This window comes from Clostridium sp. CCUG 7971 (genome assembly GCF_017590215.1).
Classification (GTDB): domain Bacteria; phylum Bacillota; class Clostridia; order Peptostreptococcales; family Peptostreptococcaceae; genus Faecalimicrobium.
In genome coordinates, this window is record NZ_JAFFPK010000078.1 from 1 (window position 1) to 15051 (window position 15051).

A 15051-nucleotide genomic window follows, 5' to 3' on the forward strand; every position below is an offset into this window, starting at 1 on the left:
TTTATATATAAAAATTGCTAATCACTTGGAATAACTATATATTCTCCAGATTGTACATCATAAGATTTAGATACAAGTCCTTCATTTTCTTTATATATAACTTTCCTAAAATTTTCTATGTCATCAATATTAGTGTTATACTTTTTAATAATGTCATCTAATGTTTCACCTGAAGATACGAGGTGTTTTGTAAGGTGTCTATCATTCATAACATCTTTATATGCTTTTTCATATGGTATATCCGCTAATATGGAAAAAGCATCAATATTATCAGCTAAATAATTAAATGTATTATCTAAACAAGTTATATAATTGTAAAATCCATCTTTAAATACTGATCCAAGGCTTTTATTACTATGAGCAGCTGGACCTATAAAAGAAAGTACGATGAGAAAACATAATATATATTTCAAATAATCACCTCCAATTACTATTATTTGTAAAAAATGAAATTTTAGTCATTTAAAAATTACAAGTATAAATAATATGTTGACTAAAATTTTATATGTTGGTATAATCTTGTTAAATAATTGAAATAATATGAAAAATAAAAATAAAGACTATGAAAAGAAGATTAGGTATAAAATGTAGTTTTAGCGAGTTGAGGATGGTGAAAGCTCAATACGAAGTTTATATTGAAGAACATCTTGGAGTCTCTAACCGAAATCATTAAGAGAGTAGGCTTAGACGGTAAGTCCCGTTATAGACTATAAGCAAAGCTTAACTAAGAGGTCAATTATTTGACAACTAGGGTGGTACCGCGAAAGTACAGTCTTTCGTCCCTTTTATGGGATGAAGGGCTTTTTTTATTTTATATACAAATAATACGAGGAGGAAAATAAAATGCAAAATCAATTTGTAACAGTAAAAGAGTTATACAGACAAAAAGAAGAATACATTGGAAAAACTGTAAAAGTGGCTGGATGGATAAGAACATCTAGAGCATCTAAGAACTTTGGATTCGTAGAATTAAATGACGGAAGTTTCTTTAAAAATATGCAAGTAGTTTTATCTGATGAAAAATTAGAAAACTTTAAAGAATTAACAAAATTACCTATAAGTTCATCAATACTTGTAGAAGGGGAATTAGTTTCAACTGAAGGAGCTAAACAACCTGTAGAGATACAAGCTACAAACATAGTGGTAGAAGGTGAGTCAGATAGTTCATATCCACTACAAAAGAAAAGACATACTCTTGAGTACTTAAGAACAATAGCTCACTTAAGACCAAGAAGTAATACTTTCTCAGCTGTATTTAGAGTAAGATCTTTAGCAGCGTATGCTATACACAAGTTCTTCCAAGATAGAAACTTTGTATACGCTCACTCACCAATTATAACAGGGAGCGACTGTGAAGGTGCTGGGGAAATGTTTAGATTAACAACTATGGATTTAACTAACATACCTACTACTGAAGATGGAAAAGTTGACTATAGCAATGATTTCTTCGGGAAAGAAGCAAACTTAACAGTTTCTGGTCAATTAAATGCAGAAATAATGGCATTAGCATTTAGAAATGTTTATACATTTGGACCAACATTTAGAGCTGAAAACTCATTTACACAAAGACATGCTTCAGAATTCTGGATGATAGAGCCTGAAATATGCTTTGCTGACTTAGAAGACAATATGGAACTTGCTGAAGATATGATAAAATACGTTATAAACTACGTAATGGAAAATGCTCCAGAAGAAATGGAATTCTTTAATAGTTTCATAGATAAAGGATTATTAGATAGATTAAATAATGTAGTAAACTCAGACTTTACGAGACTTACTTACACTAAAGCAGTCGAAATGTTACAAAAATCAGGTTATGAATTTGAATACCCAGTTAAGTGGGGAGACGACCTTCAAACTGAACATGAAAGATATTTAACTGAACAAATATTTAAAGCACCAGTATTTGTTACTGATTATCCAAAAGATATAAAAGCATTCTACATGAGAATGAATGAAGATGGAAAAACAGTTAGAGCTATGGACTTACTAGTACCAGGAGTGGGGGAAATAGTTGGTGGTTCTCAAAGAGAAGAAAGAGAAGAAAAATTACTTGAAAGAATAGATGAAATGGGATTAAATAAAGAAGATTACTGGTGGTACTTAGAACTTAGAAAGTTCGGAACAGCTACTCACTCAGGATTCGGTTTAGGATTTGAAAGAATAATAATGTATATGACTGGTATGGCAAATATAAGAGACGTAATACCATTCCCAAGAACTCCAAAGAATGCAGAATTTTAATATATTAAGAGCCCCTAAATTTTAGGGGCTTTTTGTATTGAAAATAGTAACAAAATAGACACTAAAATATAATTATTAAAAAATAATAGTATGAATATCTTATAAGTGTACACTATGTTAAATAGTAAAAATTTATTGGAGTGTGATAAATTGAAAAAAATAATATTCGTATTAATAATTTTATTAGGTGTTTATTTTTATAATTCTGATTTAAAAGAAGGGATATTTAATGAAAATATATCTAAAGAAACTAAAGTCTTAGATCAGAAAATAAATAAAACTACTGATGAAATTAAATTTAATATAAAAAATCTTGAAAAGATAAAATTAGGAGATAGTAAAGAATATCTAGTAAGTTTAATTGGAAGTCCGGATAGAATTGATAATAGTGAATATTCCTTTAGTTGGTATGTATATAATAGATATGAAAAAGATTTTGCAATGATCGGGATAGAAGGAGAAAAAGTAGTTGCAATTTATAGTAATTCTATAAACTCTATTGAATTAGAAAATATAAAAATAAATGACAATAAAGAATTTGTAAGAAAAAATTACAAGCCATTAGAATATAAGAAAAAAGGCAATACTAGATACATAATAAATTCTAATGACCAATATGACATAATCAATATAGATAATAAATATATTACTGTATTTTATGATATTTATGAAAATAACCGAGTGCGCTCATATCAAGTTGTATCAGAACAAGCGGAAGAAAGTTTAAATGGGATGTATCCAAAAGGTAGTGAAAATCTTACGAGAAGCTTTGAATTGCAAACTATAGATTTAGTTAATAGTACTAGATTGCAAAATGGATTAAATTCTTTAAAATACAGTGAAAAAGCAACTTTAAGTTCTAGATATCATAGTGAAGATATGATGGAACAAAATTATTTTGATCATGTAAATAAAAATAATGAAAGTCCTTTTGACAGAATGAAAAAGCAAGGAATATTTTACATGGGAGCCGGAGAAAATATCGCAGCAGGTCAAACTAGTGCAGTATATGCACATGAAGCGTGGATGAATTCTGAGGGTCATAGAAAAAATATTTTAGGGGATTATAAATATATAGGAGTAGGTGTAGTATTTGGAGGACATTATACTATATATTATACTCAGAATTTCTATATATAGATAAAGGAATGAAAGGAAGTCATTATCATGAGACATAATAAAAAAAGTAAAGCATTAGTAGCAATATTAAGTTTAACATTTATTCTAGGCTTAAGTTTATCTGTATATGCAGTTAAAGATGAAGAAGTATTTGTAAGAAATGGATCTAGAGATAAAAAACTTATAGCTCTTACATTTGATGATGGACCACATCCTAAAGAAACAAATCAAGTTTTAGATGTTCTAAAAAAATATGATGTAAAAGCAACTTTCTTTATTGCAGGAAAGCATGCTAATTGGTATACAAATCCACTAATTAGAGCAAATAAAGAAGGACATGAAATAGGTAATCATACTTTTAGTCATCCAGATATAAGCAACTTAAGTAGTTCACAAATTGAAGAAGAAATATTAAAATGTGAAGAAACTTTAATGAAGCACATAGGTAAAAAAACAACTTTATTTAGACCTCCATTTGGAAGTTATAATGAAAAATCATTATCTGAAATAGCTAAAAAATTAGGATACAAAATTGTTTTATGGACTACTGTTGATGCAAAGGATTGGAAAAACCCACCGGCATCTCAAATTTCAGATACTATAGTGAATAATGTGAAAAATGGTGATATAGTATTATTACATGATTATGCTACTGATAATACTGTTGAAGCACTAGATTTATTAATACCAAAAATGATAGAAAAAGGTTTTAAATTTGTAACAGTATCAGAACTAATAAACAATTAAAAAAGAGTCTCTATAATAGAGACTCTTTTTTAATTGTTTATTAAATTTTAAATATAAGTTAAATATATTTAATTTAAGTAAAAGAAGTAATATAAGAAAATTTATAAGAATATATATACGGTATAGAACAATAAACCAGTTTTATATTATTTCTATATTCTACATAATATATTTTAATATATAAAACATAAAACATTTTAAGGAGAAATTAATATATTATATAGTAAGACTATCTTGAAAAGGATTGATTAAATGTATAATAAAATTTATGAGAGAAAAGAATTTATGATATTCCAAGTGAAAGAAGGTTATATAGTATATAATACCAAAAAAAGTTTTCAAGAAGGTCATACCCATCTTAAGCACTTTGAAGCTGCTAAAACAGCTATAGATTTAGTAATAAATAAAAAAGTTCCAAAGAGTACAGATGGTTATTACTTATCTAGTTTAATAAGAATAAGTGATGATGATAAGTATATAAGCAAAATTAATGAATTAATAAAAGCTAGAGAACAAAAGGGAAAAAAAGACAAGTATTATAATTCTGGATATAAAATAGCGAAGAGAAGCATATAGCTTCTCTTTGTTTTGTTATTTATAAAGATTAGGGTTAGCTGAATTATCAAAAGATATATCTCTATGAATTAAGTAACTACAAATACCATCTTTATCATATTGCTTAAGTTTTTTTATAGCTTCCTGCTTTGACATAGGAGGAGATATAGATTTAGTATCTGATCTTATAATAATGTATTTATCCATTTTTTAACCTCCAAAAATGAGATGTTTGTTAGTTAGTTTTTGTACAAAATAAATAAATATACTATGTGAATTAGTTGTAATTTTTTGAAAAAATAACTTCGTTGACATACATTTCTAAAAGACTATATAATTAAAAATATATAGCTAATATATATAGTCAATATATGATTGAAAAAGTTTATATATGAAAAAAAATGTATATAAAAAATTTAATACTAAAAGCAAAACCAGGGGGGAAGTAGAAATGATACTTATGATAGATAACTACGATTCGTTTGTTTATAACTTAGTTCAATATGTTGGTGAATTAGGAGAAGAGGTAGTAGTAAAGAGAAATGATGAAGTAAGTATAGAAGATATTGAAAAGTTAAATCCAGAAATAATAATTTTATCTCCTGGACCTTGCTCGCCGAAAGAGTCAGGTATATGTATAGATGTAGTAAATGAATTTAAAGGCAAAAAACCAATACTTGGAATTTGTTTAGGTCATCAAACTATAGGACATGTATTTGGTGGAAATGTTATTAAAGCAAGTGAGCCAGTTCATGGAAAAGTGCATAGCATAAAACATAATAATAAAGGCGTATTTGAAGGGTTAAAAAATCCTTTAAATATAACTAGATACCACTCATTAATAATAGATGAAAATAACTTACCAGAAGAACTAGAAGTAACAGCTATGACCAATAAAAATGAAATAATGGGGATTAGACATAAAAAATACCTAATAGAAGGTGTACAATTTCACCCAGAAGCTATTTTATCAGAACAAGGGCATGAAATACTTAAAAACTTTATAGAAAAAGCAAGAACTAAGGTAGGTGATTAATATGATAAAAGAGATAAAAACTAGTTTAAATTCTTTTGAAATATTTACAATATTTAAAGATGAGAAAGATAGTTTTATATTAGATAGTGCGATGGATCCTAAAAAATTAGGAAGATATTCATTTATAGGAAGTAATCCATTTAAAGTATTAAAATATAAAAATAGTGAAAATAATCCACTTGATAACTTACAAATAGAATTAGATAAGCATAAAGTAAAAAATAATACACATCTTCCATTTATAGGAGGAGCTGTAGGATATTTATCATACGACTTAGGTAATTATATAGAAAAGCTACCTAGAACTGCTATTGATGATACTAATGTATATGAGTTATATTTTGGACTATATGATCATGTAATAGTAATAGATCACTTAGAAGAAAAAACATATATAGCTACACCGAACTTAGATTTAAATAAAGAAGAAAAAATAATACTTGAAATAGAAAAAAAGATAGTAGAAGCCCAAAATTTAGGCATAGATAAAATTTGTTATGAAGAAAAAGAAGTTGAACCTATCAAATTAAAATCTAATTTTACTAAGTCAGAATTTGAAGATGCAGTTAGAAAAGTGCAAAATTACATAAAACAAGGTGACATTTATCAAGCGAATCTAACACAAAGATTTAGTGGAAAAACAAACTTATCAAGCTTTGAATTATATAGAGACTTAAGAAGAGTTAGTCCTGCACCATTTGGAGCATTTTTAAACTTTGAACAAAGCAATATCCTATCAAATTCACCAGAGCGATTCATAAAATGCATAAATAAAAATATTGAGACAAGACCGATAAAAGGTACAAGACCAAGGGGGAAAACTATAGAAGAAGATTTAAGACTTCAAGAAGAATTAGTTAATAGTGAAAAAGACAGAGCGGAACTACTTATGATAGTTGATTTAGAAAGAAATGATATAGGAAGAGTATCAAAAATAGGTAGTGTAAAAGTACCAGAATTATTTGTAATAGAGCCGTATGCAAATGTAAATCATCTAGTTGCTACAGTAGTAGGAGAACTAGAAAGTAATAAAAGTTGTGTAGATATTATAAAAGCAACATTTCCTGGAGGATCTATAACAGGAGCTCCAAAGATTAGAGCTATGGAAATTATAGATGAATTAGAGCCTACTCAAAGAAATGTGTATACAGGATCTATAGGTTATATTGGATTTAATGGAGATATGGACTTAAATATTGCAATAAGAACAGTTATCAAACAAAACAATGATGTATACTTCCAAGTTGGAGGAGGGATGACTTGGGACTCAAACCCTGAAGATGAGTATCAAGAAACTCTAGATAAAGCACAGTCTATAATGAAAGCATTAAGAGGATATTATGAAGAATAATTTATCCTTTGAAAGTAGCTTAGCTAAATTTGGTATCGGATTGTTTGAAACTATTAAAGTAAAAGAAGGTAAAGCGAATTTAAGTTTACATATGGATAGAATATTTAATTCTATAAAAGAATTAAATATTAATATAAATTATAAAAGGGAGTTCTTAGAGTCTGAAATCTTAAATTATATAAAAGAACATAATATTTGTAATAAAGCATTAAGATTAACTATATTTGATGAAGGATATAATATATCAACTAGAGATATACCTTATAATAATAAAAGTTATGAACAAGGATTTAAGTTAAATATTTCTCCTATAGAAAGAGGAAATAGTATACTTTATAAGCATAAAACAACTAATTATTTTGAAAATATATATACTAAAAACTATGCAAATAATTATGGATTTAATGATGGTATATTTACGGATATGAATAACTACATATTAGAGTGTTCTATGAGCAATATATTCTTCATAAAAGAGGATGTTTTATATACTCCAAGCAATGATTTACCAATATTAAGCGGAACAACAAAAAGAAGGATTTTAGAGGTTTGTGACGAATTTAACATAACAGTAAGAGAATCTCTTATAAATATAGAAGAAATTAAAAACTTTGACTTTGTATTTGTGACAAATGCTCTTATGGGAGCTATGAAAGTTATACAAATAGAAGATATTATTTATGATGAAAAAAATAAATTATTTGAAAAAATACTAACTTATTTAAATGAAAGTTAGTGGAGAGAAAAAATGAAAAGTAAGATTTATGAAATATATAAAGAAGAAGTAAAAAATATAATAAAAAATGAAAATACACAAGCGATTTTTTTAGTAGGTTCTGCAAAATCATATGATTTGAGCTTAGAAGATACTAAGATAAATGATATTGATATATTTGTGTTTTCAAACCAAGATAAGAATCAAATAAGGATAATAAAAGAAGTACAGGGGATAGAGTTTGATATAAATTATTTTTCAAAAGATGGAGTAAAATATTTTGTAAATAGTAAAGAATACTTTTTCTTAAATGAAATGAAAGATGCTAAAATTGTATATGATAAAAATAATATATCTGAGAGTTTAATTAGTTTATGTAAATCAAAGTATACAGAGGGTCCAAATGGACTATCAAAAGAAGAAAAATCATTTTTAAAATCCGAAATAGAGTCTAAAATTCAAAGGTTAAGGATTAAAGAAGCATACCAAAATTATGAATATGAATTTTTGACTAATTTATATTTAAAAGATATAATAGTTGGGTATTTTAGTATAAATAATAAGTGGATTCCAAAGGATAAAAAATTGATTAAAACTTTAAAAAAAGAAAATGAAGAACTCTTTAACTTAATACAAAATATATACAAAAATTATAGATATGAAGATTTAGTGAATGTTTATAATTATGTTTTTGATAATATACAAATAAGTAAAAATATGAAGATAACTTACTAATACGGGGGTTAAGCCAATGAGCAAAGTAGATAAAGATAAAATAAGAAATGCAGTTAGAGATATATTAGAAGCTATAGGAGAAGATCCTAATAGAGAAGGATTAATAGATACACCAGATAGAGTAGCTAGAATGTATGAAGATATATTTGAAGGACTTCACCAAGATCCAAAAGATCATTTAAAGGTTGTTTTCCAAGAAGAAAAACATGAAGAATTAGTTATAGTAAAAGATGTTCCTTTCTATTCATGCTGTGAACATCATATAGTACCGTTCTTTGGAAAGGCTCATATAGCATATTTACCTAAAGATGGTAGATTAACAGGACTTTCTAAACTTGCTAGAGTAATAGAAACGCTAGCAAAGAGACCTCAATTACAAGAAAGAATAACTAAAGATGCAGCAGATATAATAATGGAAGAATTACAGCCATATGGTGTAGTAGTTGTTGTAGAAGCAGAACATATGTGTATGACAATGAGAGGTGTTAAAAAGCCAGGGTCTAAAACTATAACATCAGCTGTAAGAGGTATATTTGAAAAAGATATAGCAGTAAGAGCAGAAGCTATGAGTTTAATAAATATGAGATAGTTAAATAGGAGAATAGATAAAATGTTTGATTACGGTAAGAAGACTTATATAATGGGAATACTAAATGTTACTCCTGATAGCTTTTCTGACGGAGGAAACTTTAATAGCGTTGAAACTGCTATAAAGCATGCTAAAGATATGATAAATGAAGGTGCAGATATGATAGACTTAGGTGGAGAATCAACTAGACCAGGTCATAAATATGTAGATGAAGATGAAGAATTAAGAAGAATAATACCAATAATAAAAGAACTTAAAAAAGAAGTAAAAGTACCAATATCAGTAGATACTTATAAATCAAAAGTTGCAGATGGTGCACTTGAATTAGGTGTTGAAATGATAAATGATATATGGGGTTTAAGAAAAGATGAAAATATGGCAAATGTAATTGCCAAACATGATGCACACGTTTGTATAATGCACAACCAAGATGGAACTGAATATGATAAGGATATAATGGAATCTATAAAGGAGTTCTTGACTGAAAGTATTGAGATTGGAATAAATGCAGGCATAGATAAAGAAAAAATAGTACTAGACCCAGGAATTGGATTTGGGAAAACAGTTGAACAAAATCTAGAAGTATTAAAAAGATTAGATGAACTAAATGAATTAGGATACCCTATACTTCTTGGAACATCAAGAAAGTCTGTAATAGGAAATGTATTAAATGTTGAACCAAAGGAAAGAGTTGAAGGAACTATAGCTACAACTGTTTTAGGTATTAGAGACGGAGTAGACATAGTTAGGGTTCATGATATAAAAGAAAATTTAAGAGCGGCTAAAATGGCAGATGCCATATATAGAAGGTAGGAATGTATGGATAAAATATTATTAAATAATTTAGGATTTTATGGATATCATGGAGTTTTAAAAGAAGAAAATGTATTAGGTCAAAAATTTTTCATAGATATGGAACTTTACTTAGACACAAGAGAAGCAGGAAATACTGATGATATGACTAAATCGGTTAGTTATGCGGATGTATATGAAGTAGTAAAAGATATAGCAGAAAATAAAAGATTTAATTTAATTGAAAGTTTAGCTGAAAATATATCAAATGAAGTACTCTCAAAATTTGAACTTATAAAAGAAGTAATGGTTAGAGTTAAAAAACCTGAAGCTCCAGTAAATGGTATATATGATTACTTTGGAGTAGAAATAAGGAGAGCAAAGTATGAATAAAGCTTACCTAGGACTAGGAACTAATATGGGAGATAGACTAGACTATATAAGTAGTGCGTGTGAGATATTATCAAATAATAATAATATAGAGATTACAAATAAGTCAAAATTATATGAAACAAAAGCATGGGGATATACAGATCAAGCAGATTTTTTAAACTTATGTCTAGAGATAGAAACTTCTTTAGATGAATATGGGCTATTAAAAGTTTGCCAAGAAGTTGAGAAAAAGTTAAATAGAGAGAGAATAATAAGATGGGGACCCAGAACTATAGATGTTGATATATTATTTTTTAATGATATAATATTAAACAATGAAAATTTATCTCTGCCTCATCCAAGAATAAGTGAGAGAGCATTTGTGCTTATACCTTTAATGGATTTAAATCAAAATCTTTTTATAAAGGGAAAAGTAATAAGTGAGTACTTAAACTCTTTGACAAATGAGGAAAGAGACGAAGTAAAGGAGTATATAGGTGATGAAAAAAAACCTATTTAATGAAAATTTAAAATTTGAAATAGATAGTAATGGAAATAAACTAATAGTAAAAGAAAATAAACTTGTAATGGCGGGACCATGTGCTATTGAAAGTTACGAACAGTTATTAGAGACAGCTAAATTTGTTAAAAGTAATGGAGCAAACATATTAAGAGGTGGAGCTTACAAACCAAGAACATCTCCCAATTCGTTCCAAGGATTAAAGGAAGAAGGACTTGAAATATTAAAAGCAGTAAAACAAGAAACTGGTCTAGCTGTAATAACTGAGCTAATGGATGTAAGAGAAATGGACAAGTTATGCGAAGTTGCAGATATAATTCAAATAGGTTCAAGGAATATGCAAAACTTCACATTATTAACTGAAGTTGGAAAACAAAATAAACCTGTTATGTTAAAAAGAGGTTTAAGTTCTACAATTAGTGAATGGATAGGAGCAGCAGAATATATAGCTATAGAAGGTAATCAAAATATTATAATGTGTGAGAGAGGTATAAGAACATATAATGATTATACTAGAAACACATTAGACTTAGCAGCAGTTCCTATAATTCAAAAAGAAACGGGACTTCCTGTAATAGTAGACCCTTCTCATGCATGTGGAATTAGATATTTAGTAAAACCAATGTCTATAGCTGCACTTGCAGCTGGTGCTGATGGAATAATGGTTGAAGTACATCCAGACCCTATCAATGCATTATCAGATGGAATGCAATCACTTCATTTTAATGAATTTGAAGATTTAATGAATTCTATAAAATAAAAAGAGGCTATAGCCTCTTTTTATTTTTTACTAAATTTATAAAAATATAAGTATAAGATAAAAATTATTTAAATGTCAAAAAATATGGGTAAATCTAATTAAAATAGGAAAAATTAAATTAGCAAATCTAAAAGTACAAAAATTTTAATTTTAAATAAAAAAATTATTAAAATAAGCACATATTTGTAATAGTCTAATTATCTAAATTTATGTATATAATCAATAAATATATGTACAAATTTATAAAAAAATGAAAAAAGTAAAAAAAAATCGATTTTTAAGAAGGATATTAACAAAAAAAGTCGAAATCTGTATAATGTGTATTTGACAAATTTATAATATAATGTAAAATAGATATGTTAGACAAAAATTACACCAGAAGGTGATAATATGAATGATATAAAAGAAATAATAGAAGAAGTCAAAAGTAGATGTGATGTAGCAAATGTTATATCACAGTATATGGCCATAAAACCATCAGGGTCAAATTTTAAGGGATTATGTCCTTTCCATGGCGAAAAAACACCATCATTCTACATAAGTACACAAAAGCAAATGTATAAATGCTTTGGGTGTGGAGAAGGTGGAGATGTAATAAAATTTGTCATGAGTATGGAAAATTTAGAATTTATGGATGCACTTAAATTATTAGCAAAACAATGTGGTGTTGAAATTAATACTAATATGGACGAAGAGACAAAAATCAGAATGGAAAAAATCAATAAATTCCAAGACATACATAGAGAAGCAGCTAGATTCTATTTCGCAAATTTAGGAAGTAGTAAAAATCATGGGTATGAATATTTAAGAAATAGAGGGCTAGATGATAAAATAATAAAAAAGTTTGGACTTGGATATTCATTAGCATCATGGAATGCTCTTATGGATTACTTACAATCTAAAGGATATACAAAAGAAGAACTATCAGAATGTGGTTTAATAACATATACCAAAGAAGGAAATAAAGCCTATGATAAATTTAGAAATAGAGTAATGTTTCCAATATTTGATTATAGAGGTAACGTAATTGGCTTTGGTGGAAGAGTATTAGATGACTCTTTACCTAAATACTTAAATTCTCCAGATACTTTAATATTTAATAAGAGACAAAATTTATATGGTCTAAATTTTGCAAGAAAAGATATAGCTGATAGAACTATAGTCTTAGTTGAAGGATATATGGACTTAATATCACTTTATCAATATGGAATAAAAAACGTAGTGGCCACACTTGGAACAGCATTAACAGAGCAACAAGGAATGCTAATTAAAAGATATGCAGATACGGCTATTATATCTTATGATTCAGATGAAGCAGGAGTCAAAGCAACTTTAAGAGCTATAGAAATACTTAATAAGTTAGATATGAATATTAAAATATTGGATCTAAAAGAAACTAAAGATCCAGATGAATTTATAAGAAAGTATGGATTAGAAGAATTTAAGAAAGCTATGGAACTTTCCACTCACCAAATAAAATTTAAAATAGATAATCTTAAAATGCAATTTGATGTGCAAAAAGATGATGATAGGGTGAAGTTTGCGAAAGAAGCTTCTAAAATTATAAAAGGAATAAAAAGTCCTGTTGAAATAGACTACTATACTAAATACCTAAGCAGCCAAATTGACATAAGTGCCGAATCTATAAAAAGAGAAGTATATGGTAAAAATTATAATAAGATAGGAAATAAAAAATATCAAAAATATCCAAATAAAAAAGAAGAAAAAGTTATTGAAAAACCAAAGACAATAATAGGTGGTAAAAAAATTGTTGAGGAAAATCTTATAAAAATAATGCTAGAAGATAAAAATCTTAGAGAAATTGCATTATTAAGGCTTGACGAAAATGATTTTTTATCAAAAGATAGTAAAGAAATTTTAAATTTTATAATTAAAAATCAAGAATTGGATAAAATAACTATTGACAAAATTAAAAGTTTAAACATATCCGAAGAATATTTGAAAGATTTAGAGAGCATATCTTTAGATAATATGAACTTAAATAATGTTAAAAATATAGATGAAATAGTAAAAAATATGAAGAAAAATAATCTTCACGAAAAAATTAATATATTGCTAGAAGAACAAAAGACACTTGAAGATAATAAACACAATAATGATGCGAAAGAGGTAGATGGTAAGATTATGGAAATTGCTTTAAAAATAGTTGAAATAAGAAGAACACTACAAAAACTATAATAAGGAAGGAGGCGCGAGTATGGAAAATAAAAACGGTAAAAAAGAATCAAAAAGGATAACGGCAAAAAGTTTAATAGAAAAAGGTAAAAAGCAAGGATCTCTTACTCTTGCTGAAATAATGGAAGCTTTTTCAGAAACTGATTTAGATAAAGATCAAATAGAAAATCTTTATGAAACATTAGGAAACTTAGGTATAGAAGTAACGGAAACAAAAAATGATAAAGTAGAAATTGATTTTTCGGTAGATGACGAATTAGATATGGAAAATCTAGATGAAGGTGTGGATGAAGAACTATCTAAAGAAGAAAACCAAATGGATTTAGAACCGATAGATTTATCTTTACCAAAAGGTATAAGTATAGATGACCCTGTTAGAATGTATTTAAAAGAAATAGGTAAAATACCATTACTAAAGCCACATGAAGAAGTTGAATTGGCTAGAAGGATGCATGAAGGTGATGAAATAGCTAAACAAAGACTTGTAGAAGCCAACTTAAGACTTGTTGTAAGTATAGCAAAAAGATATGTTGGTAGAGGAATGCTTTTCTTAGATTTAATACAAGAGGGAAACTTAGGTCTTATAAAAGCAGTTGAAAAATTTGACTATGTTAAAGGATTCAAATTTAGTACTTATGCAACTTGGTGGATAAGACAAGCTATAACTCGTGCTATAGCTGACCAAGCAAGAACAATAAGAATACCAGTTCATATGGTTGAAACAATAAATAAATTAATAAGAGTATCAAGACAATTACTTCAAGAATTAGGAAGAGATCCAAAACCAGAAGAAATAGCTAAAGAAATGGAAATGACTGAAGAAAAGGTAAGAGAGATAATGAAAATAGCTCAAGACCCAGTATCTTTAGAAACTCCAATAGGAGAAGAAGAAGATAGTCATTTAGGAGACTTTATACCAGATGATGATGCACCAGCACCAGCTGAAGCTGCTGCATACTCTTTATTAAAGGAACAAATAGAGGACGTATTAGGTTCATTAAACGAAAGAGAACAAAAAGTATTAAAGTTAAGATTTGGGCTTGAAGATGGAAGAGCAAGAACTCTTGAAGAAGTAGGTAAAGAGTTTGATGTAACTAGAGAAAGAATAAGACAAATTGAAGCTAAAGCATTAAGAAAATTAAGACATCCAAGTAGATCTAAAAAACTTAGAGATTACTTAGATTAGAATTTATTTATATTAAAATTCGCCCTCACAAAGACGAATTTTTAATATGTGGAATTGAAATTAATATATTAATACTAATAATTAATTTCTTTTTGTAAATCTGATTTTAATTTAGAGGCATTTTCATCTTCAGC

At 27.5% G+C, this 15051-nt stretch carries 17 protein-coding genes and 1 other annotated feature; of the genes, 15 read left to right on the forward strand and 2 right to left on the reverse strand.

Going from position 1 to position 15051, the window contains the following annotated elements; genetic code table 11:
• Positions 1-17 precede the first annotated feature (17 nt).
• The gene (locus JWF52_RS10810; RefSeq protein ID WP_208333575.1) at positions 18-413 is read right to left on the reverse strand and encodes a hypothetical protein; all 396 of its coding nucleotides are present in this window, start codon (positions 411-413) and stop codon (positions 18-20) included.
• 140 nt (positions 414-553) lie between these two features.
• Positions 554-787, forward strand: a binding site (T-box leader).
• A 56-nt stretch (positions 788-843) separates the two neighbouring features.
• On the opposite strand from JWF52_RS10810, the gene asnS reads away from it, so the two are divergent.
• From asnS to JWF52_RS10830, 4 genes are all read left to right on the forward strand, one after another.
• A complete protein-coding gene (gene asnS / locus JWF52_RS10815) occupies positions 844-2244 on the forward strand; it encodes an asparagine--tRNA ligase (RefSeq protein WP_208333576.1) in 1401 nt (466 codons plus the stop codon).
• A gap of 150 nt (positions 2245-2394) precedes the next feature.
• The gene (locus JWF52_RS10820) at positions 2395-3384 is read left to right on the forward strand and encodes a CAP domain-containing protein (RefSeq protein ID WP_208333577.1); all 990 of its coding nucleotides are present in this window, start codon (positions 2395-2397) and stop codon (positions 3382-3384) included.
• A gap of 27 nt (positions 3385-3411) precedes the next feature.
• Positions 3412-4110 (forward strand): polysaccharide deacetylase family protein, encoded by a 699-nt coding sequence (locus JWF52_RS10825; protein ID WP_208333578.1) that lies wholly within the window; start codon positions 3412-3414, stop codon positions 4108-4110.
• A 252-nt stretch (positions 4111-4362) separates the two neighbouring features.
• A complete protein-coding gene (locus JWF52_RS10830) occupies positions 4363-4686 on the forward strand; it encodes a hypothetical protein (protein ID WP_208333579.1) in 324 nt (107 codons plus the stop codon).
• 15 nt (positions 4687-4701) lie between these two features.
• On the opposite strand, the gene JWF52_RS10835 is transcribed toward JWF52_RS10830, so the two are convergent.
• Entirely contained in the window at positions 4702-4872 is a 171-nt protein-coding gene (locus JWF52_RS10835) for a hypothetical protein (protein WP_208333580.1), read from the reverse strand.
• Positions 4873-5116: 244 nt separating this feature from the next.
• Here JWF52_RS10835 and JWF52_RS10840 point away from each other — a divergent pair, with 244 nt between their 5' ends.
• From JWF52_RS10840 to rpoD, 11 genes are all read left to right on the forward strand, one after another.
• A complete protein-coding gene (locus JWF52_RS10840) occupies positions 5117-5701 on the forward strand; it encodes an anthranilate synthase component II (protein WP_208333581.1) in 585 nt (194 codons plus the stop codon).
• Position 5702: 1 nt separating this feature from the next.
• Positions 5703-7052 (forward strand): aminodeoxychorismate synthase component I, encoded by a 1350-nt coding sequence (gene pabB / locus JWF52_RS10845; RefSeq protein WP_208333582.1) that lies wholly within the window; start codon positions 5703-5705, stop codon positions 7050-7052.
• A complete protein-coding gene (locus JWF52_RS10850) occupies positions 7042-7788 on the forward strand; it encodes an aminotransferase class IV (protein WP_208333583.1) in 747 nt (248 codons plus the stop codon). The genes pabB and JWF52_RS10850 overlap by 11 nt, the downstream gene beginning before the upstream one ends.
• A gap of 12 nt (positions 7789-7800) precedes the next feature.
• Complete coding sequence (locus tag JWF52_RS10855; RefSeq protein ID WP_208333584.1) at positions 7801-8502, forward strand: hypothetical protein; 702 nt, start codon at positions 7801-7803, stop codon at positions 8500-8502.
• 16 nt (positions 8503-8518) lie between these two features.
• Positions 8519-9091, forward strand: coding sequence for a GTP cyclohydrolase I FolE (gene folE, locus JWF52_RS10860; RefSeq protein WP_208333585.1), 573 nt, complete (start codon positions 8519-8521; stop codon positions 9089-9091).
• A 21-nt stretch (positions 9092-9112) separates the two neighbouring features.
• On the forward strand, positions 9113-9904 hold the full coding sequence (gene folP, locus JWF52_RS10865) for a dihydropteroate synthase (RefSeq protein WP_208333586.1): 792 nt from the start codon (positions 9113-9115) through the stop codon (positions 9902-9904).
• Between the two features lie 6 nt (positions 9905-9910).
• A complete protein-coding gene (gene folB / locus JWF52_RS10870) occupies positions 9911-10276 on the forward strand; it encodes a dihydroneopterin aldolase (protein ID WP_208333587.1) in 366 nt (121 codons plus the stop codon).
• The gene (gene folK / locus JWF52_RS10875) at positions 10269-10775 is read left to right on the forward strand and encodes a 2-amino-4-hydroxy-6-hydroxymethyldihydropteridine diphosphokinase (RefSeq protein ID WP_208333588.1); all 507 of its coding nucleotides are present in this window, start codon (positions 10269-10271) and stop codon (positions 10773-10775) included. Before folB ends, folK begins: the two co-directional genes overlap by 8 nt.
• On the forward strand, positions 10756-11535 hold the full coding sequence (aroF, locus tag JWF52_RS10880; protein WP_208333589.1) for a 3-deoxy-7-phosphoheptulonate synthase: 780 nt from the start codon (positions 10756-10758) through the stop codon (positions 11533-11535). Before folK ends, aroF begins: the two co-directional genes overlap by 20 nt.
• Before the next feature lie 390 nt (positions 11536-11925).
• Positions 11926-13734 (forward strand): DNA primase, encoded by a 1809-nt coding sequence (gene dnaG, locus JWF52_RS10885; protein WP_208333590.1) that lies wholly within the window; start codon positions 11926-11928, stop codon positions 13732-13734.
• Positions 13735-13753: 19 nt separating this feature from the next.
• The gene (gene rpoD, locus JWF52_RS10890; protein ID WP_208333591.1) at positions 13754-14917 is read left to right on the forward strand and encodes an RNA polymerase sigma factor RpoD; all 1164 of its coding nucleotides are present in this window, start codon (positions 13754-13756) and stop codon (positions 14915-14917) included.
• Positions 14918-15051: the final 134 nt, after the last annotated feature.